We start from the raw sequence: 23,390 nt of genomic DNA, 5'->3' as shown, positions 1-23,390 counted from the left end.
GAAACGGCTCGAACGGGCTTCTTGCGTGTTGTGCAGGAAGCCCCAGCAATGGAGAGCTGACTTGGCTATCCCGGCGCCCAATTCCCCGCCAGATCCAGCTCTCGTTGCCTCCAACCGCTTCGGGCTTGGAGCAAGGCCGGGCGACCGCGCCAGGATTGCCGGCGACCCGCGCGGCTACCTGAAGGCCGAACTGCGGCAGCCCGACATCGCGCTGATCTCGCTCGATGATCCGGCCTATGCCGGCCTGCTGGGCAGCACGTCAGCCATCCACGCCAGCATGGCGGCAAATTTCCAACGCAAGCTCGACCGCGAGCATATGGCCACTGCCCCAGCGCAGCCGGCGACGGCGAGCGTGCAGGCGATGTCTGCCCAGGCCGCATCGGCCCAGGTTACGCCGGCCCAATCCGTACCGCCGCCCGCAGCTCCGCCCAAACCGGCACCGCCAATCGAGGCCACGCTGTTTCGCGCCGAGGCCCAGGCGCGCTTCGACAAGGCCTTGCGTGCCGAGGCCGGCTTCGTCGAACGTCTCGTCTATTTCTGGTCGAACCATTTCTGCGTCTCGGTAGCGAAGGACAACATTGTGCGGGCCAGCGCCGGTGCCTTCGAACGGGAAGCCATCCGCCCCTTCGTGCTCGGCCACTTCGCCGACATGCTGATGGCGGTGGAGCGGCACCCGGCGATGCTGTTTTATCTCGACAACCAGCAATCGGTCGGGCCGGACTCTCGCGCCGGCAAGAACCGCCAGCGCGGGCTCAACGAGAACCTCGCCCGCGAGATCATGGAGTTGCATACGTTGGGCGTCGGCAGCGGCTATACCCAGGCCGATGTCACCAGCTTCGCCCACATCCTGACCGGTTGGACGATGGCCGGACGGGAAGGACGGCTGGGCGAACCCGGCAGTTCCGTCTTCAACGCCAACGCCCATGAGCCGGGCGACGCGGTGCTGCTGGGCAAGACCTATCCAGCCGGCGGCATGGGCCAGGCCGAGGCCGCGCTCAACGACATCGCCAGTCATCCGGCAACGGCACAGCACATCGCCACCGAGCTCGCCCGCCATTTCATATCGGACGAGCCGCCGCCGGCGGTGGTCGCGCGGCTCGCCAAGGTGTTCACCAAGAGCGACGGCAATCTCAGGGCACTGGCGTCGACCCTCATCGACATGCCGGAGGCGTGGTCGACGCCCTTGGCCAAGATGCGTTCGCCCTTCGACTATATCGCCGCCATCCGCCGGGCAACTGGCCCCGGTCCGGCGATCGATCCCGGCCAGTCGCTCAACTGGCTCAACGCGCTCGGCGAGCCGCTCTGGCAGCCGCCGGGGCCGAACGGCTTTTCCGACCAGGCGGACAGTTGGGCATCTGCCGAAGGCATGAAAATCCGCCTCGATATCGCCTGGCAGGCGGCCCGCCAGGTCAAGGACATCGGCAATCCCAACGACATGCTCGACGCCGTCGTCGGCCCCTCCGCCTCGCCGGAGACACGGCAAGCTATCGCCCGCGCCGAGTCCAAGCAGCAAGGCCTGGCGCTGCTGCTGATGGCGCCGGAATTCCAGAGACGATAGTGCCCGCCAAGATACCCCCGGCACCGACAACTCCAGTGGAGACCACGTCATGAGCCTGCTGTGTGAAACCCCTCACCCGTCCCGCCGCGCCATGCTGATGACCGGCGGCGCGCTGTTTGCCTGGGCCTATCTGCCGCGTTTCGCCCGGGCCGCCGACAATCGCGATCCGCGCCTGATCGTCATTGTCCTGCGCGGCGCGCTTGACGGCCTGTCGGCGGTCGGTCCGGTCGGTGATCCCGACTATGCCGGCCTGCATGGCGATATCGCTCTCTCGCTCACCGGCCCGCATGCGGCGCTGCCGCTGGATGGTTTCTTCGCGGTCAATCCGGCAATGCCGGTGTTCGCCAGGCTGTTCAAGAAAAAGCAGGCCGCGGTGGTGCACGCCGCCGCGACGGGCTATCGCGAACGCTCGCATTTCGACGGCCAGGATGTGCTGGAAAGCGGCTTTGCCGGCCCCGGTCATGTCGCCACCGGCTGGCTCAACCGGGCGCTGGAAAACCTGCCGGCGGGTGATCGCGTGGCAACGCTTGGCGGCTTGGCCGTCGGGCCTTCGACGCCGCTGGTGATCCGCGGCGCAGCGCCCGTGCTCGGCTGGGCGCCGCAATCGCTGCCGGCGCCGGCCGGCGATCTCGCGACCCGGGTTCTCGACCTCTACCAGCATCGCGACCCGGTGCTGGCGGTGGCCCTGCGAAAAGGCCTCGACGCCGACAAGATGGCGTTCGACGACCAGATGGGCTCCAAACCGATGAAGCCGAAGGGTGGCCTCGACAGCGCCGCCGGCATGCGGCAGGCCGCGCAAGGCGCCGCCAGGCTGATCGCGGCCGATGATGGGCCACGGGTTGCCGCACTCGCCTTCGACGGCTGGGACACGCATGTCAATGAGGGCGGCGCGACCGGACGGCTCGCCACCTTGCTCGGCGGCCTCGACGGCGCTTTCGAGGAGTTCGAAAAGGGCCTCGGCGAGCGTTGGAAAGACACGGCAATCGTCACCATCACCGAGTTCGGGCGCACGGCGCAGGTCAACGGCACCGTCGGCACCGATCACGGCACCGGCACGGTGGTGCTGCTCGCCGGCGGCGCGATCAAGGGCGGCCGCGTCATCGCCGACTGGCCGGGATTGAAGCCGGCACAACTTTACGAGCAACGCGATCTCGCCCCGACCAGCGATGTCAGGGCGGTGCTGAAAGGGCTGCTCGCCGACCAGTTCGGGCTGTCGGCTGCCGTTCTTGGCGACAAGGTGTTTCCGGAGTCCGCCGCGGTGACGCCGATGCGAGGCCTCATTGTCTGAAGCGCCACCGCGAACTTGAAACTCACGCCGCATGGTCCGGCATTAAGGTTAAATTCACTATAGATTTGTTCTTGCAGCGCAAATAATCGAAGAGTTTCCCAAAACTATGCTGAGGCATATCAATGGGAAAATTTGCAGCTCAGCTTCAACGTCTCTTTTGGCTACTCTGCCATCCGGTGACGTTGGCCGTGATCAGTCTTGCTGGTGTCTTCGCCGCCAACCGGGCCGAGCACGAATGGCTTTCGGTGCCCTTCTCGCTGGCGCTGGTGGCGGCCCTTGCCGGACTTCTGTTCCTGTCATCGGGGCGCCTTGCCTTCTCCGTCTATCTCGCCTGGATGGGCATCGCCTTCGTCACCGTGGTTTCGGCGATCAAGTTCAGGATGAAGGGTTTTTCGCTGCACTTCTACGACGCGGTCTTCGTGTCGAGGGATCCGGAAGTGTACCGCTTCCTGCTCGGCTCCTACCTCTATCTGATCCTGCCGGTTGTCATTGCGCTGGTGCTCGGCATCGCGGCCGCGATCCTGTTGTTCCGGATCGACCGAAGGATTGGCTGGCCGGTGTCGGCACGCGTTCTGGTCATGGTCGCGCTCGCCATTCTGGTGCCACTGACCTTTCCGGCCGAGGCGTCGAAGGACCGCTATTTCTACTATATGCAGGGCCGGCACATGTCGGCCTTCTTCGTCTCGCTGCTCGATCTGCGCAACCTGGTTGTCGAGCAGGCATTCGAAAAGCGCCTGCAGGCCGTTGCCCCGCAAACACCTTTCACCGACACGGTCGACTGCGGTGATGAGGCGAACCTTCCGGATATCTTTTTCGTGCTGAGCGAAAGCCAGTCCGATCCCGGCAACTTTCCTCAGGTGAGCAGCGGGGCAGGCTTCCTGCAGAGGTTCGCCCCCAGGGCAGGCACGCCGCATCCAATGCAGGTCGAGACCTTTGGCGGCGGCACCTGGATCACCAATCTGTCGCTGATGACTGGCCTTTCAGCCGCCGATTTCGGCTGGCGAAGCCCGTATCTGACGATCACGCTGCAGGACAAGGTGGCCGGCGCCCTGCCGGAGGTGCTGTCGCGCTGTGGCTATCGAACCGCCGTCATGACGCCGATGGATTTCACCTTCGTCAATGAAGGGCCGTTCCTGAAATCGATCGGCTTCGAGACCGTGCTCGACATCAAGGACATCGCGGCGCCCTTCTATCATCTGCGCGACGTCTTCTACTACCATGCGGCCGAGGCGTTCATCGCCAGACATCGCAAGGAGGACGGCCGCCCGCTGTTCCTCGAAATCCAGACCATGTTCCCGCACTCGCCCTATGAGGGCCGGATGGAGCCCGACCTGAAGGTCGCCGACGAGCCTTTCTCGGGGGATTTCCAAGTCAACGAATATCTGCGCCGGATAGCTGTGGCGCGTGGTGACTTCCAGGATTTCCTCGACGACCGCAAGGCGGATGCCGGCAAACGCGGCGCCGTGGTGCTCGAGTTTGGCGACCACCAGTCGTCGGCGACCAAGCCGTTTGTCGATGCCATCGCCGGCGACGACGCCCTGGCCATGCCGGATTCGATTGCCTACCGCACCTTCTACACGCTCACCACTTTCAACCACCCGCTCAGCCATCCAATGCCTGAGATGGCGCCGCTCGATGTCGGCTTCCTCAGCGCCAGCCTGCTCGATGCCGCCGGCCTGCCGATGTCGCCTGTCATGACCGACCTCGTGCGCCTGCGCGACCATTGCGCCGGCAGCTTCCATGGCTGCACGGATCGCGCCGCAGTGGATGCGCATCTGCGCCGGCGCGTCGATTCAGGCCTACTGCATCTGTTCCCGCAAGCCACCCCACTGCGTGTCCGTGCCCAACAGCTTCAATCAGTGGCCGCCGCCCGTTAACACGGCGCAATGGAACCCTGGTGGCGTCACAGGGGACGCCACCTTTGGCGAAAACGCCGATACCGCTTTGGAGGCGGCGCCGCGTCGATCCGCTCCGTAATTACCAGTGGTGGTGCCAGTGGTGGTAGTGATGGTACCGCCAGTGTCCCGGCCGGACTATTATCACGCGACGACGGTTGGGCACGCAATTTCCCCACCGGTTCACGTGCCAGCCGGGGCCGCATCTCCAGCCGACGCTTTCGATTGGCAACGGAGCGGCGCTAGGCTTTGCCATGGGCAGGGCCTGCGAGCCGACGCTCGAAAGCGCCAATGTGCCTGCTGCGACTGCGATTGGCAGAATGTATCTGGTGAGCATAGTCTGTCCTCCAAGGTTCCACATTCACGAGAACGTTATAGCACCCCGCAGGCTGAAGCCGTGCGAGTGGTTCCATCACATATTCGTTAGCGGACAGAGCGCTCGCCAAGCGACGACGCCACGGTCCTCAGCGCGGCGTCGCCTCGTCGTCGCCTCGATCAGGCGACCTCGACCTTGGCGGCGGGCGCGTCCTCTCCCCGCACCAGTTTGGTCACGCCGGCGAAGTCGAGCTTGCCCGAACCGAGCACCGGCACTTTCGGGACGACGCGCACTTCGGCGGGCACCATCAGGTCCATGGCGCCATTCGCCTTGGCGAAGGCCAGGAAGTCCGCGCGGGTCGCGTTGGCGGCCTCGGTAATCAGAATGAGCTTCTCGCCCTTGCGCGCATCCGGCACAGAAGCAACGGCCGACAACGAGCCTTTCCACATTTCGCCCGCCAGCGCCTCGACCGCGGCCAGCGAAATCATCTCGCCGCCGATCTTGGCGAAACGCTTGGCGCGGCCGCGAATGGTGATGAAGCCGCCCTCATCGATAGAGACGACGTCGCCGGTGTCATGCCAGCCGTCCGGCAGCGTTTCGAGCACGCCCGGCTTCTCGGCGCGCAGATAACCCGCCATGACATTGGGGCCGCACACGAACAGCCGCCCGCCATCGTCGACACCGGGCACCGGGTCGAGGCGGTATTCCATGCCCGGCATGATTTTGCCGACGGTTCCGGAACGGTTGTACATCGGCGTGTTGATGGAGATCACCGGCGCGGTCTCGGTGACGCCATAACCTTCCAGGATGCGCACGCCGAACTTTTCCATATAGGTCATACGCGTGGACGCCTTGACCGGTTCCGCACCGGCAAAGCAATAGCGGATCGAGCGGAAGTCGTAGGGGTGGGCGGTGCGCGCATAGCCGCTGAGGAACGTATCGGTGCCGAAGATGATCGTCGCGTTGGAGGCGTAGATCAGTTCCGGCACGATGCGGTAGTGCAGCGGCGACGGGTAGAAATAGACCGGCACGCCCGAGATGAGCGGCAGCACCATGCCAGCCGTCATGCCGAAGGAATGGAAGATCGGCAGCACGTTGAACACCTTGTCGCCCGAATGGAAATCGATGCGCGAGGCAGCCTGGGCGGCGTTGGCCAGGATGTTGCGATGCGTCAGCACCACGCCCTTCGGCGTGCCTTCCGAACCCGAAGTGAACAGGATCACCGCCGGGTCGTTGGGCAAGCGCCGCGCGCGCGGCGTCGACTTGCGTAAGAGGCCGAGCAGCTTATCCTTGAGACCGATGGTTTTGCGCAGATCGTCGAGCCAGACGATGTCGACCGAGCGGCCGATTTCCTCGACCACCGCGCCGAGCTTTGCCTGCTCGACGAACGCGCGGGACGTGAGCACAGTCCGGACTTCGGCGGCCTTGCAAGCGGACAGGATGTTGGCGGCGCCAGCCGTGAAGTTGATCATCGCCGGCACCTTGCCGGCCGACATCACACCAAGCAGCGTGGCGCATGAGCCGTTGGCATTGGGCAGCATGATGCCGAGCGTCTGCTGATCGGCATAAAGGTTCTGGAATTTCTCGCCAAGCACGGCAGCGGCCGTGAGCAGCTTGCCGTAGCTCAGCGAACCGGTGACCGGATCCTGCACCGCAAGCTCTCCCATGCCGCGTTCGTTCGCTGTCTGGATGATCTTTTCCAGGACCGTCTTGTCGATATCCTGGGTGCGGAAGACGAGGTCCGACATCACCTGATAGAGAGCCGCCCCTGCCGCGGCGCGGCGTTTGCGGCCCTTCAATTCCGGCGGCACTTCGAGCTTGACCGGTTCCAGAATGGTCACCTTGACCTTCGGGAACAGCCGGCGGCGAACATGCTGCGACGACAGCCGCGAGAAGTAACTCTTCTCCAGCCCGTCGATGCGCACCGGCACGACCATCGAGCCCGTCTTGTCGGCCACCATGGCGGCGCCGTCATAGACCTTCATCAGGCCGCCGGTGACGGTGATGCGGCCTTCGGGGAAGATGACCAGCGGATCGCCGCCCTGCACGACCTTGATCAGCGTGCGGGTCGACATCGGCTTGGCCGGATTGAGCGGCAGAGCGCGGGCAAGCTTCATGAACGGCTTCATCCACCAGGCCTGGGCGATGGTGTAGTCGATGGCGAAGACCGGCTCTTCATCGGTCAGCGTCAGCGCCAGCGGGCCATCGAGGAAACTGACATGGTTGAGCGCCAGGATCGGCGCTTTGCCGGCCGCCTTGAGGTTGTCCATGCCTTCGACCTCCAGGCGCAGGAAGGCGCGGAACAGGATGGAGACGAAATCGCGGAACGCATTGGTCGGAAGGAATTTCAGCATCAGCCAGGCGGCGACGGCGTTGGCCACGGCGAGCCCGAACAGAATGCCGCCGGTGGAGACTTTCGTCTGGATCACGGCGACAAGAATACCGCCGACCGTCATGAAGCCGGCATTGACGATGCTGACGGCAGCGACAACGCGGGCGCGGCGCGCTTCAGGCGACCAGGCCTGTACCGCGGCGAAAGTCGGCACCACGAGGAAGGCGCTGGCGATGGCCATGCCGGCAAGGTCGATCGCAACACGGATCGTGTTCGGTCCGGCGAAGAACAGGGCAAGCGTCTCGGCCCTTGGCGAAGGCTGCATGCTCCAGATGGTCCAGGCCAAATGCAGGCCGAACAGCGCCAGCAGCGCCGTGCCGACCGGTGCGGGCAGAAGCACGATGCGCCCTTGCGACATCCATGCGGCAATGGCGGAGCCAATCGCGATGGAGACGGCAAACACGGCGAGATAGACGGTGACGGCGATCTCGTCGCCGCCGAGGGAATCCTTGATCAGCGTCGGCAGGATCGACAGCACGATGGCACCGATCAGCCAGAACCATGAGGTCATCAGGCCGGCGCGCCAGATGCGCGTGTCGGTGCGCAATTCTGAGACCTGACGCCATGTCGAACGGAAGATGTTCTTGTCGATGACAAGCTCGGGCGCCGCCGAACCGGTGGACGGAATGTAGCGGCTGACGAACCAGCAACCGACGGCGAGCGCCATCATGATCGGTCCGAACACCGTGACGCCGATGCCGTCGGCTGAAACCACGCCACCGGCAATGGTGCCGCCGAGGATGGCGGCAAACGTAGCCGACTCGATCCAGGCGTTGGCCTTGGGCAGTTCCTTGCGCTCGAGGTGATCGGGCAGGATGCCGTATTTGATCGGTCCGAACAGCGCCGAGATGATGCCGAACATCAGCAGCGCCGTCATCAGCACCGGGATCGACGAGAGCGCGATACCGGCGACGGAGACAGCAGCGGCGGCAATCTCTGCGAATTTGAGCCTGCGCGCGATGAGCGCTTTGTCGAACCGGTCGGCAATCTCGCCGCCAAGGGCGGACAGAAGCAGAAAAGGAGCCATGAAGACGGCCCCCGCCAAGGTGACCAACGAGGCCGCCTGACCGGCCGCCAGCGTGAAGAGGATCAGGAACACCAGCGTGTTCTTGAGAAAATTGTCATTGAAGGCGGACAGGAACTGCGTCCAGAACAGAGGCGCAAAGCGCCGGGACAACATCAGATGCGTGTTCATGGCGATTTCCATTTGGCGGAACCCTGCGACGGTGTGCCTGGGCTCTGCGGGTTGAAGGCGCTGTTTCAAACTCAGTGATAGTCTTGAGCTGGTTAAACTTCCTTACTGCGCTTGATGCCCATCCATGGCTTTCTGTTGACCAGAAATGAACATCGTTCACAATTGCACCCTATCAGATTTTGAACATTGTTCAAGCGGAAAATGAACAGCGTTCACCTCGCCTGAAAACGAAGCCTGCGGCCGGTGATATCTGTCAGGGTTAGGGCGCTCCAGTGGCCGGATTTGATCCGAGCGTCGCCACCGTCTTCAGCGCGCCGTCGAGCATGTCGCCCTTCTCGTCCTTCAGTGCCATCTCGCGCAAACGCCGGATCCAGTCGGCGGCGTCGGCACGCCCCTTGACGAGATCGAGCGCCGACAGCACCCGGTTGAATTTCGACTGGGCGCGGACATGGGTGTCGCTATAGCCCTTGATCAGCCGGCGGCAGTTGAGGATCTCGACGGCGAGCGCATAGTCCTGGGCCACATATCCAAGTGCCAAGGCATACCAGCGATCGACATGGGTCATCTCGACCTTGTGGCGCAGCAGGCTGCGGCGCCAGCGGCGCAGGCCGCCGATGAACCACAAAGCGGCGAAACCAGCAAAGCTGTCGGTGCGGATGCGGCGGCCATGGTTGATGCGGCGGTCGAGAAAGGCGGCAAGTTTCGGCCGGTTCTCGATGTAGCTGCCCAGCCCCGCCGGCAGCGTACCGCAGAATTCCTCGATGCGCGGATGGAAATATTCGGTCACCTGCAGGATCGAGCCGTCCTTGACGCCGACCTCCTTGCGCACGCGTTTGTCGCGCGTCGAACGCGTTTTCAGATCGGCAACGCGGATCATGTCGTCGTAGCACAGCGCGTTGGCGAGATGCTTGGCGGCAGCAATGGACAGCGCATGGGCATCGTCGGTGCTCTCCAGCGCAACGGCCTTGTCCAGCCGGTCGAGATACTCGCGCCCGTAGGCGATGTCCTGATAGTCGACGACCTTTCGCAGGCCGCGGAGCGCCATGTCCCGCACGGCCACGGGCATCAGGTCGATGCGGGCGGCCAGGGCCTGCCAGCCCTGCAACAGGTTTTGCGGGCCGGTCACACGCCCCGCGCCCAGGGCGGATTCGACAATCGCCGGCTCTGCCACCTTTTGCGCCGGCGCCGCAGTGCCGCGCGCGCGATCATAGGCGGCGCCGAAGGCAGCAAGGCTGGCCTTGACGCCTCGGCCGCCGGCACCGATCGCCTGCTCGTAGCTTTCACGCGTGAACGGCAGTGCATCGGAACCGGCCAATGCGCCGAGCAGGCTGGCCGAAATCATCGAGCCATTGTCGGCGGCGATCTTTTCCATGTCGAAAGCGATGAAGCGTTTCGATGCGGCCTCAGCCGTTGCATGCACCTTGGACGACGAGGCCCGGCCATCGCCCGGCTCGATCTTCTCCGACACGGCGGCAATGCGGTGCGAGGAAGCGATCAGCGTGGTGCGTTCCGGGGTGACGAAGCCCCTGATGATGGCGCGGCCGGCCTCCATCAATTCGGCGGCGATCAGGATGTCGACGTCGCCTTGTGAGGGCGACAGCGCGAAGACTGGCAGCCGGCCGGTGTCACGGGCCATCTCGATGTAGTAGATCGTCGCACCGGTGCGCTGGGCGACGCCGGCGACCGAGGTCGACTGCGCAACGTAGCCATTGCGCTCGGCGACGTCGGTGATCCAGTCGGCCAGCACGCCGCCGCCCTGGCCGCCTACGGCAAGCACGGCGAGCTTGATGACGCGCTCATCATTCTGGGCGCCGGCCCGGGCGCGAAAGGGCGGGACAGCGTCAAGCATCGGCGAAGGTCAGGCGCCGGCTTTCGCGTCGGCGCTGCAACAGGCCGATGGTGGCGCGTCGCGCGGATTCGAGGAAGCGGTCCCAGCGGCTCGGATTGTGCACGACATCGGCGCGGTAGAAGGAGGGGCAGAGCACCGCCGCATCGGCAACCTCGCCGCAATTGCCGCAGCCGACGCAGCCCTGGTCGATACTGGCGACCGGATCATCGCGCAGCGGATCGTCGAGCGACTTCACCGACAGCGACGGGCAGCCGGACAGCCGCATGCAGGCGTGGTCGCCGGTGCAGATGTCCTCGTCGACGCCGAACTTCGGCTTGACGACCCTTGTCCCGCCCTTGATCGCCTGGTCGACCAGCGGCTTTTCGCGGCGCTGGCGGTTGAGCATGCATTCGGACGAGGCGACGATGACCTTCGGCCCCTTCTCGTCCGTCGTCAGCGCCTCGCGCAGCGTGTCCTGCATCTTGGTGACGTCATAGGTGCGATCGACATGGCGCAGCCATTTGACGCCCATGCCTTTCACCGCCTCGGTGATTGGATGCTTTGTCGACTTGGTCTTGTTGCCGGCGCGGGAGGAAAGAATGTCCTGGCCGCCGGTGGCGGCTGAATAGAAATTGTCGACGATGACGATGACGCCATCGTTCTTGTTGAACACCGCGTTGCCGATCGAGGAGGTCAGGCCGTTGTGCCAGAAGCCGCCATCGCCGACGAAGGAGATCGAGCGGCGCTTGGCATCGGGCGAATTGAACGCCGAAGCAGAAGCCGGCCCGAGCCCGTAGCCCATGGTGGTGGCGCCGAGTTCAAAGGGCGGCATGATCGAGAACAGATGGCAGCCAATATCGGAGGCAATGTGGTGCTTGCCGAGTTCCTGCTCGACCAGCTTTGTCGCGGCAAAAATCGGCCGTTCCGGGCAGCCGATGCAGAAGCCTGGCGGACGTCCCGGCACGACGTTGATCAGATCCGCAGTGTCGACGCCGTCGCCGACCTTGTTGGGCGCGCGCACCTCGCCCGGCAAGAGATGCGGCGCCTCGGCGCGCAGGAAGGTGCCTATGCCGTCGAGCATGACCTGACCGGTATATTCGCCGGCCATCGGCAGATACTCCTTGCCGACCAGCCTGGTGCCGCGCCCCGCCTTGTGCAGCATGGCGGCGAAAGCCTGTTCGATATAATTGGGCTGGCCTTCCTCGACGACGAGCACCGCCTGCTTGCCTTCGCAGAAAGAGAGGAACTCATCGTCAATCAGGGGATAGACGGCGTTGAGCACGTAGAGCGGCACGTCGGTCTCACCATAGGTGTCGGCAAGGCCGAGACGCTGCAAGGCGCGGATGACGGAATTGTACATGCCGCCCTGCATGACGATGCCGACCGAGCCATGATCCGAGCCGAAGAATTCGTTGATCTTGTTCTTGCGGATGAAATCGACCGCAGCCGGCCAGCGTCTTTGCACCTTTTCCTTCTCGTGCAGGAAGGAGGCTGGCGGCAGCACGATGCGGCCGGTGTCGCGGCGCGGCGCGTCGAGCGCATCAGCCACCGTCATCGGCGGGCGCTTGTTGTCCTTGGCGATGAAATGGCCGTGCACGTGGCAGCAGCGGATGCGGACCTGCAGCATCACCGGCGTGTTGGAAATCTCGGACAGTTCGAAACCGTCCTCCACCGCCTTGACGATCGACGGCAGGTTCGGTCGCGGGTCGAGCAGCCAGACCTGGCTCTTCATGGCGAAGGCATGGCTGCGCTCCTGCATGATCGAGGAACCCTCGCCATAGTCCTCGCCGACAATGATCAGCGCGCCGCCGGTGACGCCACCGGAGGCAAGGTTGGCGAGCGCATCCGAGGCGACATTGGTGCCGACGGTCGACTTGAAGGTGGCGGCACCGCGAATGGGGTAATGCACCGAGGCGGCGAGCATCGCGGTGGCGGTCGCTTCCGAGGCGCTCGCCTCGAAATGCACGCCGAGCTCGCTCAGAATATCCTGCGCGTCGGCCAGCACATCCATCAGATGGCTGATCGGCGCGCCCTGATAGCCACCGACATAGCCGACGCCGCATTGCAGCAGCGCCTTGGTGATGGCGAGAATGCCTTCGCCAGCAAATTCCTCACCGGCGCCGAGCCGGAGCTTTTCGACTTCCTTGGCAAAAGACCGTTCGGCCATTTTTCCAACCTTCCGTTGCCGACCGATGCGGCCGGCGCGTACGTCTAGAGTCCTTGTTTATGCATGTCGTTTCCCCAAAACCGGATCCACTTTTGGGCGACATGCATTAGATGTCGTGCTTGCGAATGTTCTTCAGCATCTTCAAAAGCGTGGCGATGAGTGCCGCATATTCGGCATCGTCGATATCGTCGAACATCGCCTCGAACGCGTCATGCATGGCCGGCCAGGCGCGGGTGAACTCGGCGCGGCCTTCGTCTGTCAGGAACACATGGCGGATGCGGCTGTCGGTGACGCCCTGCTCGCGCCGCACGAAGCCTTGCCCCTCCAGCGTGTCGAGCGTGCGGCTCAAGGTCGACTGTTCGATGACCGTATAGACAGAAAGATCGTTGACGGTGACGCCGTCAGTGACCGACAGGACAGCCAGCGTGCGGACCTGCGAAATGGTCAGGCCCTGCTTGCGGAAATCGTCGCGCAAGGTGGCGTTGTAGCGGCCCATGATGCGGTTCATCAGATAGGGCGCGAATTGCTGCAGGCCGATCTGGCCGAGGGTCGAAATGCGCTGGCGTTTTTCCGGAGGCTTCTGGTCCATCAGAGCCTCCCCGCCAGGAGAAAGCCGGAGCCGCCGCCGAGGCCCGCGCCCGGATGGGTCGAGGCGCCGATATGATAGAGGTTTTTGATGCCGGTCTGGTGGTTGCGACTGGTCTTGAACGGCCGCCACAGGAAAGACTGATCGAGGGTCGAGGAACCGCCATAGGGGTCGCCGCCGACCAGATTGATGTTCATCGCTTCCAGATCGGCCGGCGAGTAGGCGCGGCGCCCTATCACGCTGTCCTCGAAGCCATCGATGTGGCTGGCGAGGATCGCTTCGGCGCGGTCGGCATAGGCTTCGCGCAGTGCTTCGTTCCATTGCCCGTCAGCAGGCGCCTGCAGCGTGCCGGCGGCATCGCCCTTGATATGCCGGGGCGCCTCGGGGAGTTGCAGCCACAGGATCGCTTTTCCCTCCGGACAACGCGACGGGTCGAGCGCGTGCGGCTGGCCGACGCAGATGGTCGGCACCTCCGGCAGCATGCCGCGTGCCGCTTCGTTGCAGGCTTTCGAAACGCCATCCAACCCAGGCGTCAGGTGCAGCAGCGCCACCTTGTCCAGCCCTTCGCTGCCGCGCCAAACCGGCGGCTTGTCCAACGCGTAGTGGATTTGGAAATTGCCTTTGCCGTAGCGATATTTCCGCGTCGCCTCGACATCGGCTTTGGGAGCATCCGCGCCGAGCAGCCGGCCGTAAAGCTGTGTCGGCGTAACCGAGCAGATGACGTTCTTGTTCGCCGTGATGATTTCGCCCGACGCCAGCCGAACGCCGGTCGCGCGGCCATTGATCTGAACAATTGAGGCGACATCGGCTCCGGTGCGGATGTCGCCGCCACGTTCCCGGATCAGGGCTTCGAAGGCGGCGAGCAGGTTCTTGGCACCGCCCTTGACGATCGGCGCGCCGGCCGCCTCTAAAGCGAAGGCGATGACCTTGGCGATCTGGCCGGAGAAGGTATCCTCGGGGCCAAGTCCGGCATGCAGCACCCAGGGCGCCCACAGCGCGCGGATGGTCTCTGACTGGTAGGTACTTTCCAGCCAGGCGCGCGCCGGCACGAGGGCTTCGCCGAGAAAGGCGGCAAGGCCACGCGGGCCACGCCTCCAGGCGTCGCCGGCCAGCAGCTTCGCTGTGGGATAAGACCACAGGCTACCGCCGAGCAGACCGAACAGCAGGCCGGCATTGCGTTCGATGCCGCCGACATCGTCCGCGTGCCTATCACCATCGCCGGCGGCGAACGCGTTGAGGGCGGCGATATTGGCGGCGCGGTTCGTGCTGAGCACGGCATGGCTGCCGTCCGGCCGCAGCACGCCGGTCGGCGTGCCGGTGTGGCAGAACTCCAGCCCGTGCCGGGCCAGATCGCCGCCCAATGCAGCAAAGGCCGGCGAGGTGATGAACAGCACGAAGGTCGTCGCCATCACATCATGAATGAAGCCGAGCGCGGTGATCGCCTCGGTGCGCATGCAACCGCCGATGCGGTCGTTGCGCTCAAGCACGAGCACCTTGGCGCCCTTGGCGCCAAGCATCGCCGCGCAGACCAGCGCGTTGATGCCGCTGCCGACGATGATGTGATCGGGCTGGCTCACCTCGGCGTGCTTTCGCTTAACCTTTCGCGACGAGCGCCAGCGCGCGGATCGGGCTGCCGGTGCCGTGTTCGATCTTGAGCGGCGCCGCGATCAGGATGGCGCCCTTCGGCGGCAGTTGGTCGAGGTTGCAGAGGCTGGCAAGCCCATAGCGGTTGGCCTTGTGCATCAGCGTGTGTGCCGGGAATGGCGGCTCCATGCCGCCGGCCTTGCCGGCATCGGTACCGATCGTCTCCGAGCCCCAGCCCTTGATGTCCTTGCTGATCAGGAACTGGATCGCTTCCGCCGTCGGGCCCGGCGTGTGCGGGCCGGTCTCGTTGGCGTTGAGGAACTCGGCTTCCGAACCGTTGCGCTTGTACCAGTCGGTGCGCATCACCACCCACTCGCCGGCGTTGATCGCGCCATGCTTGGCTTCCCATGCCTTGATGTGGTCGACGGTGAGCAGGAAATCGTGATCGGCTGCAGCTTCCTTGGAGCAGTCGATGACGTTGACCGGGCCAACGAAATTCTGCGCCGGAATGGTGTCGGTGGCGCCGTCCGGATAATCCTTGCCGCTGATCCAATGCTGCGGCGCATCGAAATGCGTGCCCGAATGTTCGCCGAGTTTCAGCCAGTTCCAAGCCCACCAAGGACCGTTCTTGTCGTAACGGGAGATGTTGTGGATCTCGACCTTCGGCGTGTCGACGGCGAGTTCCGGCGGCAGCTTGATCAAGGGCGTGTCAGGACCGAGCGGCGCCGACAGGTCGACCACCTTGATGGCGCCTGAAAGCAGCTGGCCGGCAACTTCGCCGAGGAGTTTTTGGGTGTCCATTGTCTCTGTTCCCTCTTTGTCAGTGATGATCAAGGCTCGTCTCGGCCCTTAATATCCTACTAGACGAAAACATATGCATCTGCAATTATCTTTAAGCATAAAGGAAAATGGAACGGGGCGTGAGCGAGTTCGACGCCATCTTTGTCGGGGCGGGCCACAACAGTCTGGCATGCGCCGCGCATCTGGCGCTCAAAGGCTGGAAAACCGGGATTTTCGAGCGCAGTGCAACAATCGGCGGGGCCGTCCAGACCGGCGAATTCACCCTTCCAGGCTTCCGTCACGATTTCGGCGCGATGAATCTGAGCCTGTTTGCGGGCTCGGCCTTCCACCGGAAATATGCAAATGAATTGAAAGCGCAGGGGTTGGAGTTCGCGCCCGTCGCCGATTGTTTCGCTAGCGCCTTCCCGGATGGACGTTGGTTCGGCGTCAGCAATGATCTGGAAAAAACCGCGACGCGCATGGCTGCCTTTTCAGCCGCCGATGCCGTGACTTGGCGCAAGCTGGTTGCCGCCTTCCCGGCCGAGGCCGAGCATCTGTTCCGGCTGCTGGGCTCGCCGATGAGCGCCCGCGCGCTTGCCGGCACCGCCTGGAACCTGTGGCGCAAGAAGGGCATGTCCGGCGCGCTCGACACCGGCCGACTTTTGCTGTCCTCACCCCGCGCCTGGCTGGAGGAAAATTTCGAGTCGCCCCACGTGCGAGCGACGCTCGCCACCTGGGGCATGCATCTCGACTTCGCCCCCGACATCGCCGGCGGTGCGGTGTTCCCCTATCTGGAATCGATGGCCAACCAGAGCTTTGGCATGGTGCTGGGCAAGGGTGGCGCCGACACCATCATCCGTGCCCTGTCGGGCATGGTCACATCGGCCGGCGGCAAGATTGTCGCCGGCGCCGAGGTTGCGGAGATCACGGTTTCCGGCGGCAAGGCAACCGGCGTGCGGCTCACATCCGGCGAGACGCATACCGCGACCAGGGCGGTCATCGCCGGTGTCGCGCCCAAGGCGCTGACCGGCGGACTGCTGCCCAACGGTTCGGGCGACGCCGGCTTCGACACGGCGATGCAAAAATTCCGCTACGCGCCGGGCACGATGATGGTCCACTTGGCTTTGGACGATCTGCCGAACTGGCGCGCCGGGCCTGAGCTTCGGCAGTTCGCGTACGTGCATCTGTCGCCCTCACTCGATGCCATGTCGCGCACCTATCAGCAGGCGATGGCGGGCATGCTGCCGGACGAGCCCGTGCTGGTTGTCGGCCAGCCGACCGCGATCGATCCGTCGCGCGCGCCTCAGGGCGAGCATGTGCTGTGGGTACAGGTGCGCATGCTGCCCTCCGAAATCCTGGGCGATGCCGCGGGCAAGATTGCGCCCGCGCATTGGGACAAGGTCAAGGAGGCCTACGCCGACCGTGTCCTCGATATTATCGGCACCTATGCGCCCGGTTTGCGCAACAAGATCCTCGGCCGTTCAGTGTTCTCGCCCATCGACCTGGAGCGCGAGAACCCGAACCTCGTCGGTGGCGACCAGGTCTGCGGCAGCCACCATCTGGCGCAGAACTTTTTGTTCCGCCCGGCGCGCGGCTATGCCGGCTGGAACACGCCGGTCGCCAATCTGCATCTCACGGGCGCCGCGACATGGCCGGGTGCCGGCACCGGTGCCGCCTCGGGCTTCATGCTCGCGCAACAGCTTGGCGGGAGGTAGCTCCAAAGATTTCATGAAGGCGACGAGAGGCAAGGCGCTGCTGCCCACGAAGCCTGAACCAATGGCCTGACACTGCCGCGCAAAGACAACAAACAACAAGGGGAACGACCATGACAATCAACAGACGCGAATTGCTGGGATACAGTGCCGCGGCACTTGGTGTGGCGGCAGTCGGCCTGCCACAGATCGCCAAGGCGGCGGCCGGTGAACTGACCATCGCCTACAACGTCAACCTGCCGTCCTGGGATCCGACCACCGGACCCTCGGCGGTGAACCCGACGATCCAGGGCCTCTACCAGTCGGTCTTCGACCAGTTCATCCCGCAAAAGCCGGACCTGTCCTTCGCGCCGGGCCTGCTCACTGAATGGGGCTGGAACGACGACCGCACCAAGGTGATGATGACGGTGCGCGAAGGCGTGACCTGGCATGACGGCTCGCCTTTCACGCCCGAGGACGTGGTCTGGTCGCTGCAGCGGGCGGGTGACGAAAAGACCGGCAACCCGATCCAGTTCGTCTGGAAGAACGTCAAAAATTTCAAGATCGACGGCAACAAGATCACCGGCGACGTCGTGCAATTCGACCCGGTCTATTTCAAATGGATGTCGTTCCTGACCGGCTACATTCTGCCCAAAGCCTATTACGAGAAGGTCGGCGCCGAAGGTTTCGAGAAGGCGCCGATCGGCACCGGCCCCTACATGGTCGAGAAGTTCGAGCGCAACGCGTTTCTGCGGCTGAAGGCCAATCCGACCTATTGGGGCGGCAAGCCGGCCTTCGAGAATGTGACGATCAAGTTCGTCACCGACGCGGCGAGCCGCGTCGCCGAAATCGAGTCCGGTTCCTCGCAGGTGACGCTCGAAATCCCGTATGAGGAATATGACCGGCTGATCGCCAAGGACGGGCTGGCCGGCTCATGCAAGAACGTCTCGGACATCGGCATGATCTTCTTCAACAACAAGGACGCCATGCTGGACAAGAATGTCCGCCAGGCAGCCGTGATGGCGGTGGACAAGGAGCTTCTGGTCAAGCGGTTGCTGCGCGGCTATGGCCAGCCGATCGCGACGCTGGAGACGCCGGAATACGCCGCCTACGACCCGTCGATCAAGGTCGAGCACAATCCGGAAAAGGCCAAGGAACTGCTCGCAGCCTCCGGCTACTCACCGAAGAAGCCGGCCAAGATCACCATCCAGACCACCAAGGGCTTCAAGCCCAAGGATTACGAGATGGTGCAGGCGATCGTCGGCATGTGGCGCAAGGTCGGCATCGAGGCGACGATCGAAGTCTACGAGATCGCCAAGCACTACGAACTGCGCGCCGCCCACAAGCTGGCACCGGCGGCCTTCTACAATTGGGGCAATGCCATCGGCGATCCGACCACGTCGACCGGCTTCGCCATGTTCGGGCCGTCGCCGCACTCGTCGTGGAAGACCGACGACCTCGATGCCAAGATCGGGCCGCTCTGGGGCGAGAAGGACGAAGCCAAGCGCATTGCCGGCTGGAAGGCCGTCGACAAGTACATCGCCGAGCAGGCCTATGTGCTGCCGGTGCTGCAGTTCGCACAGCCGGTCGTGCATGCCAAGGGCGTCAAGGTGGTGCAGCATCTTTCCGGCGCGCTGCTGCCGGCACTGATGACGCCGGCCTGATATCGGCCTGGAATTGCCGCGCGCCGTCGTTGCTGACGGCGCGCATTTCCATCGGGCATACGAGCCCCACGGGCTCCTGCAAAGATTTACATGCTCCTGCAACGATTTCTGATCCGTCTTCTGACGATGCTGATCACGCTGTTCGGCGTGGCCGTCGTCGTCTTCGTCGTGATCCGCGTCGCGCCCGGCGATCCGATCGCCATGATGCTGCCGCCCGGCGCGACGGATGCCGACATCGCACGGCTGCGCGCGCTCTACGGGCTCGACAAGACCATCGTGCAGCAATTCTTCATCTGGCTGTCCGGCGTTGTCCGGGGCGATTTCGGCACCTCGATCTCGCTCAGGCAAGACGTGCTCGGCCTTGTCTTCAACCGGCTGCCGGCAACGCTGGAACTTGCCATCGTCGCGCTGCTCATGGCGGTGGCGCTTGGCGGCACGACGGCGATCATCGGCGCGCGCGAACGCGGCACGGCGGTCGAGGCCGGCATCGACATCGCCAGTGGTGCGGCGCTTTCCATTCCGGATTTCCTGTGGGGCCTGGTGCTGATCCTGCTGTTCGGTGTGCTGGTGCCGATCTTCGACATTTCAGGCCGCGTCTCGCCGCAGCTCGACTTGCCCTTCGTCACCCAGTTCTACCTGTTCGAGAGCATTCTGCGCCTGCGCCTCGACCTGACCTGGGATCTCCTCAAACATATGCTCATGCCGGCGGTGGCGCTGGCGTTGCCGCTGGCGGCGATCATCTCGCAATTGCTGAAACAGTCGCTCAAGGAAGTGCTTGACCTCGACTACGTCGTGCTGGCGCGGGTGAAGGGGTTTTCGGAAACGCAAGTCATCCTGCGCGAGGCGCTTAAGAACGCCGCCTTGCCGACGCTGACCCTAGTCGGCGTGCAGTTCACCTTCCTCATCGGCGGCACCGTCATCGTCGAACGGCTGTTTTCCTATGAAGGCCTCGGCAACATGGCGATCGATGCCGTCATCAACCGTGACCTGCCGCTCATCCAGGGCATCGTGCTGGTCTTCGCGCTGCTGTTCGTGCTGATCAACCTCGCCGTCGACATGATGTATGCGCTGCTCAATCCGAGGCTGCGCCGTGGATAAGCCAAGCACCTCAAGGCGCGGACTGAGCCCCAGGCTGTGGCTGGCCGGCGGCTGGCTGCTGCTGGCCTTGCTGGCGGCAATCTTCGCGCCGCTGATCGCGCCGCAGGATCCGCTGGCGCAGGATTTGATGCTGGAGCGGCTGCCGCCGTTCTGGCTCGATGGCGCCGAGCCCGGCTATTGGCTGGGCACCGACAGCCTCGGACGAGATCTCCTCTCCCGGCTGATCTTCGGCGGCCGCATCGCCTTCATCGTCGCCTTTTCCGCCGCGATAGCAGCCTGCCTCGTTGGCTCGACGCTCGGGCTTATCGCAGGCTATTTCGGCGGCTGGGCTGATCGCATCATCTCGCGCATCGTCGATGTCTGGATGGCGTTTCCGCCGGTGCTGTTCGCCATCCTGCTGGTGGCAGTGCTCGGCACCGGCTTGAGCTCTGTCATCCTGGCCATCGCCATCATCGACTGGACGCGATTCTGCCGGGTGATCCGCGCCGAGGCGATGGGCCAGTCGCGCATGGACTATGTCGAGAATGCGCGCATCGCCGGCTATGGCCGCATCGGCATCATGCTGCGCGAGGTTCTGCCCAATGTAGTGCCGTCGATCGTGGCGCTGCTGTCGCTGGAAATGGGCATCGCCGTCATCGTCGAAGCGATCCTGTCCTTCGTCAATCTGTCGATTTCCACCGACGACCCGACCTGGGGCGGTATCATCGCCGAGGGGCGGCTGTCGATCCATCAGGCCTGGTGGGTGCTGGTGTTTCCGCTGATCACGCTGATCCTCACCGTGCTCTCGTTCAGCCAGTTCGGCGAGGCGCTAAAGACGCGCTTCGACCCGGTGCTGCGATGAGCACCTGTCTTGACATCACCAATCTGAGCGCGGTGCTGCCGAATGGCGAGCGCGTGCTGCGCTCGGTATCGCTCTCCGTGCTACCCGGCGAGGTCCGCGCGCTGGTCGGCGAGAGCGGCGCCGGCAAGACAATGATCGGCAAGGCGGTGCTTGGCGTGCTGCCATCAAGCGTGCGCATCGTCGAAGGCGACATGCTGCTCGAGGGCGAGGACCTCGGCAAGTTGCAGCCCAAGGCACGACGCACGCTGATCGGTGCCCGCACGGCGCTGATCCCGCAGGACCCGCTGACCGCGCTCAACCCGTCGCGACGCATCGGCCCGCAAATGACCGACCGGCTGGTGCGCATTCTCGGCTGGACCGTCGAGAAGGCCGATCAACGCGTCCGGCAATTGCTGGATGAGGTGCAGATCCGCGACCCCGACCGGGTGCTGAGAAGCTATCCGCATGAACTCTCCGGTGGCATGCGCCAGCGCGTGCTGATTGCCGCTGCCTTCGCCGCCGAGCCACGGCTGATCGTCGCCGATGAGCCGACTACGGCACTCGACGTCACTGTGCAGAAGCAGATCCTGCGGCTAATCGCTGCGTTGCAGCGCGAGCACGGCACGGCGATCCTGTTCGTGACTCACGATCTCGGCGTTGTCGCCAAGATCAGCCAGAAGGTGTCGGTGCTCTATGCCGGCAAGGTGGTGGAAGAGGCCGAAACCGCAACTCTCTTCGCCGCGCCGCAACATCCCTATACGCGGGCGCTGATGGCGGCGACGCCGCGCTACACCGACCCGTTCGCTTCGCTGAAGCCGGTGGACGAGGCGGTGCTAGCCGGGCTTGCCGCAGAGATCACGGCTGCCGACAAGGCGTGGAGGCGGCCGCATGGCTGAGCCCCTGTTTTCCGTACGCGGACTGAAGGTGGCGCTGCCCGACATGACGCGCAAGCCGCTGATCGGCCGCGCACCTTTGGCCGAGATCCTGAAAGGACTCGACTTCGACCTGCCCAGCGGCTCGGTGACGGGCATTGTCGGCGAATCCGGTTCCGGCAAGTCGACGCTTGGGCGCGCTTTGGTGCGCCTGCTGCAACCGAGCGCCGGCAGCATCAGCTTCGAGGGCCGCGATATCACCCACCTGCCGGAGGCGGAGTTGCGACCGTTGCGCCGTGACCTGCAGATGATTTTCCAGGATCCGATGTCATCGCTCAACCCGCGCCGCACCATTGCCAGCATCATCGCGGCACCGCTCAAACAGAACGGCCTTGGCGACAATCTCAAGAGCCGGATCGCAGAGGCGCTGCAACGGGTCGGCCTGCCCCAGAGTTTTGCCAGCCGCTACCGCCACGAACTGTCGGGCGGGCAGCGCCAGCGCGTCGGCATTGCGCGCGCACTGGCGCTGTCGCCGAAATTCGTTCTGGCCGACGAGATCGTCTCCGGGCTCGACGTCTCGACGCAGGCGCAGATCCTCACCTTGCTGGAGAAGCTCGCGGCGGAGATGGGGCTGACAGTCGCCTTCATCAGCCACGACCTGTCGGTGGTCCGGCGGCTGTGCCAGCAGGTCATCGTCATGCGCGAAGGCGTCATCGTCGAGGCCAGCGCTACCGATGCGTTGTTCGATAATCCACGGCAGGCCTACACGCGCGATTTGATCGCGGCCATTCCACTGCCTGAAATCGACGCGGGCTGGCTGGATATTCCGTCCGCCGGCAAGGCGCCGACATGAATGAATACGCACGCCGACAAGCGGGCCTCGGACGTGCGATCGCCAAATGAACAGGTCCCGCCAATGAGGAGGACTGACATGAAGACTAAAATCGCACTTGCAACGCTCGCCGCCGCTGTCCTTGGCAGTGCCGGCATGGCCTCGGCGGATTCGATCCCCGGCATGCGCGGCCACGACCATACCGGCATCACCGTTCCCGACATGAAGCAGGCGGTCGACTTCTTCACCGAAGTGGTCGGCTGCAAGAAGGCAATGTCGTTCGGCCCGTTCGCCGACGACAAGGGCACGTTCATGCATGATCTTCTGGGTGTCGATCCCAAGGCTGTCATCGAGCAGGTCACCATGGTTCGCTGCGGCTATGGATCGAACATCGAGCTGTTCAAATACACCGCGCCCGACCAGAAGGATTTGACGCCGAAGAACAGCGACATTGGCGGCTTTCACCTTGCCTTCTATGTCGATGATGTCGCTGCCGCCAAAGCCTATCTCGACGGCAAGGGCGTCAAGACACGAATGGGGCCTCTGCCGGTGAAGGAAGGGCCGGCCGCCGGCCAGACCATACTCTATTTCCAGGCGCCCTGGGGGCTGCAACTGGAAGCGATCAGCTATCCCGACGGCATGGCCTATGAGAAGGGTGCTGAGACGGTGCTATGGAGCCCGAAGAACCCGGACAAATGATCGGCCGGCGCACGCTTGCGCAACGACACGCAAGCGCGTCGCCCGATATCCGCATAATGATTTCGACATAAAACTTTAAGCTTGAAATATCTTACCACCGGCGCGATACTCGCAGATGCAGCAAG

The 23,390-nt window shown here is 64.0% G+C and carries 17 protein-coding genes; 10 read left to right on the top strand and 7 right to left on the bottom strand.

What is annotated here, in order from left to right:
• Positions 1 to 61 precede the first annotated feature (61 nt).
• The 3 genes from A3A9_RS0123260 (at position 62) to A3A9_RS0123250 (ending at position 4,723) form a co-directional block, all read left to right on the top strand.
• Positions 62 to 1,558 carry a DUF1800 domain-containing protein gene (locus A3A9_RS0123260; RefSeq protein ID WP_051371088.1) on the top strand — a complete coding sequence of 499 codons (1,497 nt, stop codon included), beginning with the start codon at positions 62 to 64 and terminating at the stop codon, positions 1,556 to 1,558.
• Positions 1,559 to 1,607: 49 nt separating this feature from the next.
• Positions 1,608 to 2,846, top strand: coding sequence for a DUF1501 domain-containing protein (locus tag A3A9_RS0123255; protein WP_027060931.1), 1,239 nt, complete (start codon positions 1,608 to 1,610; stop codon positions 2,844 to 2,846).
• 188 nt (positions 2,847 to 3,034) lie between these two features.
• Entirely contained in the window at positions 3,035 to 4,723 is a 1,689-nt protein-coding gene (locus A3A9_RS0123250) for a sulfatase-like hydrolase/transferase (RefSeq protein ID WP_245279103.1), read from the top strand.
• Positions 4,724 to 4,823: 100 nt separating this feature from the next.
• Here A3A9_RS0123250 and A3A9_RS46510 read toward each other — a convergent pair whose 3' ends face one another.
• The 7 genes from A3A9_RS46510 to A3A9_RS0123220 all read right to left on the bottom strand — a co-directional run bounded on the left by A3A9_RS46510 (position 4,824) and on the right by A3A9_RS0123220 (position 15,610).
• On the bottom strand, positions 4,824 to 5,078 hold the full coding sequence (locus A3A9_RS46510; protein WP_082222183.1) for a GCG_CRPN prefix-to-repeats domain-containing protein: 255 nt from the start codon (positions 5,076 to 5,078) through the stop codon (positions 4,824 to 4,826).
• 158 nt (positions 5,079 to 5,236) lie between these two features.
• A complete protein-coding gene (locus A3A9_RS0123245; RefSeq protein ID WP_027060929.1) occupies positions 5,237 to 8,644 on the bottom strand; it encodes an acyl-[ACP]--phospholipid O-acyltransferase in 3,408 nt (1,135 codons plus the stop codon).
• Between the two features lie 259 nt (positions 8,645 to 8,903).
• Positions 8,904 to 10,493 carry an indolepyruvate oxidoreductase subunit beta family protein gene (locus A3A9_RS0123240; RefSeq protein WP_027060928.1) on the bottom strand — a complete coding sequence of 530 codons (1,590 nt, stop codon included), beginning with the start codon at positions 10,491 to 10,493 and terminating at the stop codon, positions 8,904 to 8,906.
• A complete protein-coding gene (locus tag A3A9_RS0123235) occupies positions 10,486 to 12,639 on the bottom strand; it encodes an indolepyruvate ferredoxin oxidoreductase subunit alpha (protein ID WP_027060927.1) in 2,154 nt (717 codons plus the stop codon). Before A3A9_RS0123235 ends, A3A9_RS0123240 begins: the two co-directional genes overlap by 8 nt.
• A 106-nt stretch (positions 12,640 to 12,745) precedes the next feature.
• Positions 12,746 to 13,228 (bottom strand): MarR family winged helix-turn-helix transcriptional regulator, encoded by a 483-nt coding sequence (locus A3A9_RS0123230; protein ID WP_027060926.1) that lies wholly within the window; start codon positions 13,226 to 13,228, stop codon positions 12,746 to 12,748.
• Entirely contained in the window at positions 13,228 to 14,802 is a 1,575-nt protein-coding gene (locus A3A9_RS0123225; protein ID WP_027060925.1) for a phytoene desaturase family protein, read from the bottom strand. Before A3A9_RS0123225 ends, A3A9_RS0123230 begins: the two co-directional genes overlap by 1 nt.
• A gap of 16 nt (positions 14,803 to 14,818) precedes the next feature.
• Positions 14,819 to 15,610, bottom strand: a complete 792-nt coding sequence (locus A3A9_RS0123220) for a cyclase family protein (RefSeq protein ID WP_027060924.1) — start codon at positions 15,608 to 15,610, stop codon at positions 14,819 to 14,821.
• 119 nt (positions 15,611 to 15,729) lie between these two features.
• On the opposite strand from A3A9_RS0123220, the gene A3A9_RS0123215 reads away from it, so the two are divergent.
• The 7 genes from A3A9_RS0123215 (at position 15,730) to A3A9_RS0123185 (ending at position 23,265) form a co-directional block, all read left to right on the top strand.
• Positions 15,730 to 17,304 (top strand): phytoene desaturase family protein, encoded by a 1,575-nt coding sequence (locus tag A3A9_RS0123215; protein WP_027060923.1) that lies wholly within the window; start codon positions 15,730 to 15,732, stop codon positions 17,302 to 17,304.
• A 110-nt stretch (positions 17,305 to 17,414) separates the two neighbouring features.
• A complete protein-coding gene (locus A3A9_RS0123210) occupies positions 17,415 to 18,944 on the top strand; it encodes an ABC transporter substrate-binding protein (RefSeq protein ID WP_027060922.1) in 1,530 nt (509 codons plus the stop codon).
• 90 nt (positions 18,945 to 19,034) lie between these two features.
• Complete coding sequence (locus tag A3A9_RS0123205) at positions 19,035 to 20,042, top strand: ABC transporter permease (RefSeq protein ID WP_027060921.1); 1,008 nt, start codon at positions 19,035 to 19,037, stop codon at positions 20,040 to 20,042.
• Complete coding sequence (locus A3A9_RS0123200; protein WP_152536157.1) at positions 20,008 to 20,883, top strand: ABC transporter permease; 876 nt, start codon at positions 20,008 to 20,010, stop codon at positions 20,881 to 20,883. Before A3A9_RS0123205 ends, A3A9_RS0123200 begins: the two co-directional genes overlap by 35 nt.
• Entirely contained in the window at positions 20,880 to 21,758 is an 879-nt protein-coding gene (locus tag A3A9_RS0123195) for an ABC transporter ATP-binding protein (RefSeq protein WP_027060919.1), read from the top strand. The genes A3A9_RS0123200 and A3A9_RS0123195 overlap by 4 nt, the downstream gene beginning before the upstream one ends.
• Positions 21,751 to 22,587: an ATP-binding cassette domain-containing protein gene (locus A3A9_RS0123190; protein ID WP_027060918.1), complete on the top strand. Its 837-nt coding sequence runs from the start codon at positions 21,751 to 21,753 to the stop codon at positions 22,585 to 22,587. Before A3A9_RS0123195 ends, A3A9_RS0123190 begins: the two co-directional genes overlap by 8 nt.
• A 78-nt stretch (positions 22,588 to 22,665) precedes the next feature.
• A complete protein-coding gene (locus tag A3A9_RS0123185; RefSeq protein ID WP_027060917.1) occupies positions 22,666 to 23,265 on the top strand; it encodes a VOC family protein in 600 nt (199 codons plus the stop codon).
• The last annotated feature ends 125 nt before the right edge of the window (positions 23,266 to 23,390 follow it).

This window comes from Mesorhizobium loti CJ3sym, from assembly GCF_000472785.1.
GTDB lineage: Bacteria > Pseudomonadota > Alphaproteobacteria > Rhizobiales > Rhizobiaceae > Mesorhizobium > Mesorhizobium loti_E.
This window is presented reverse-complemented; position numbering and strand designations above follow the sequence as displayed.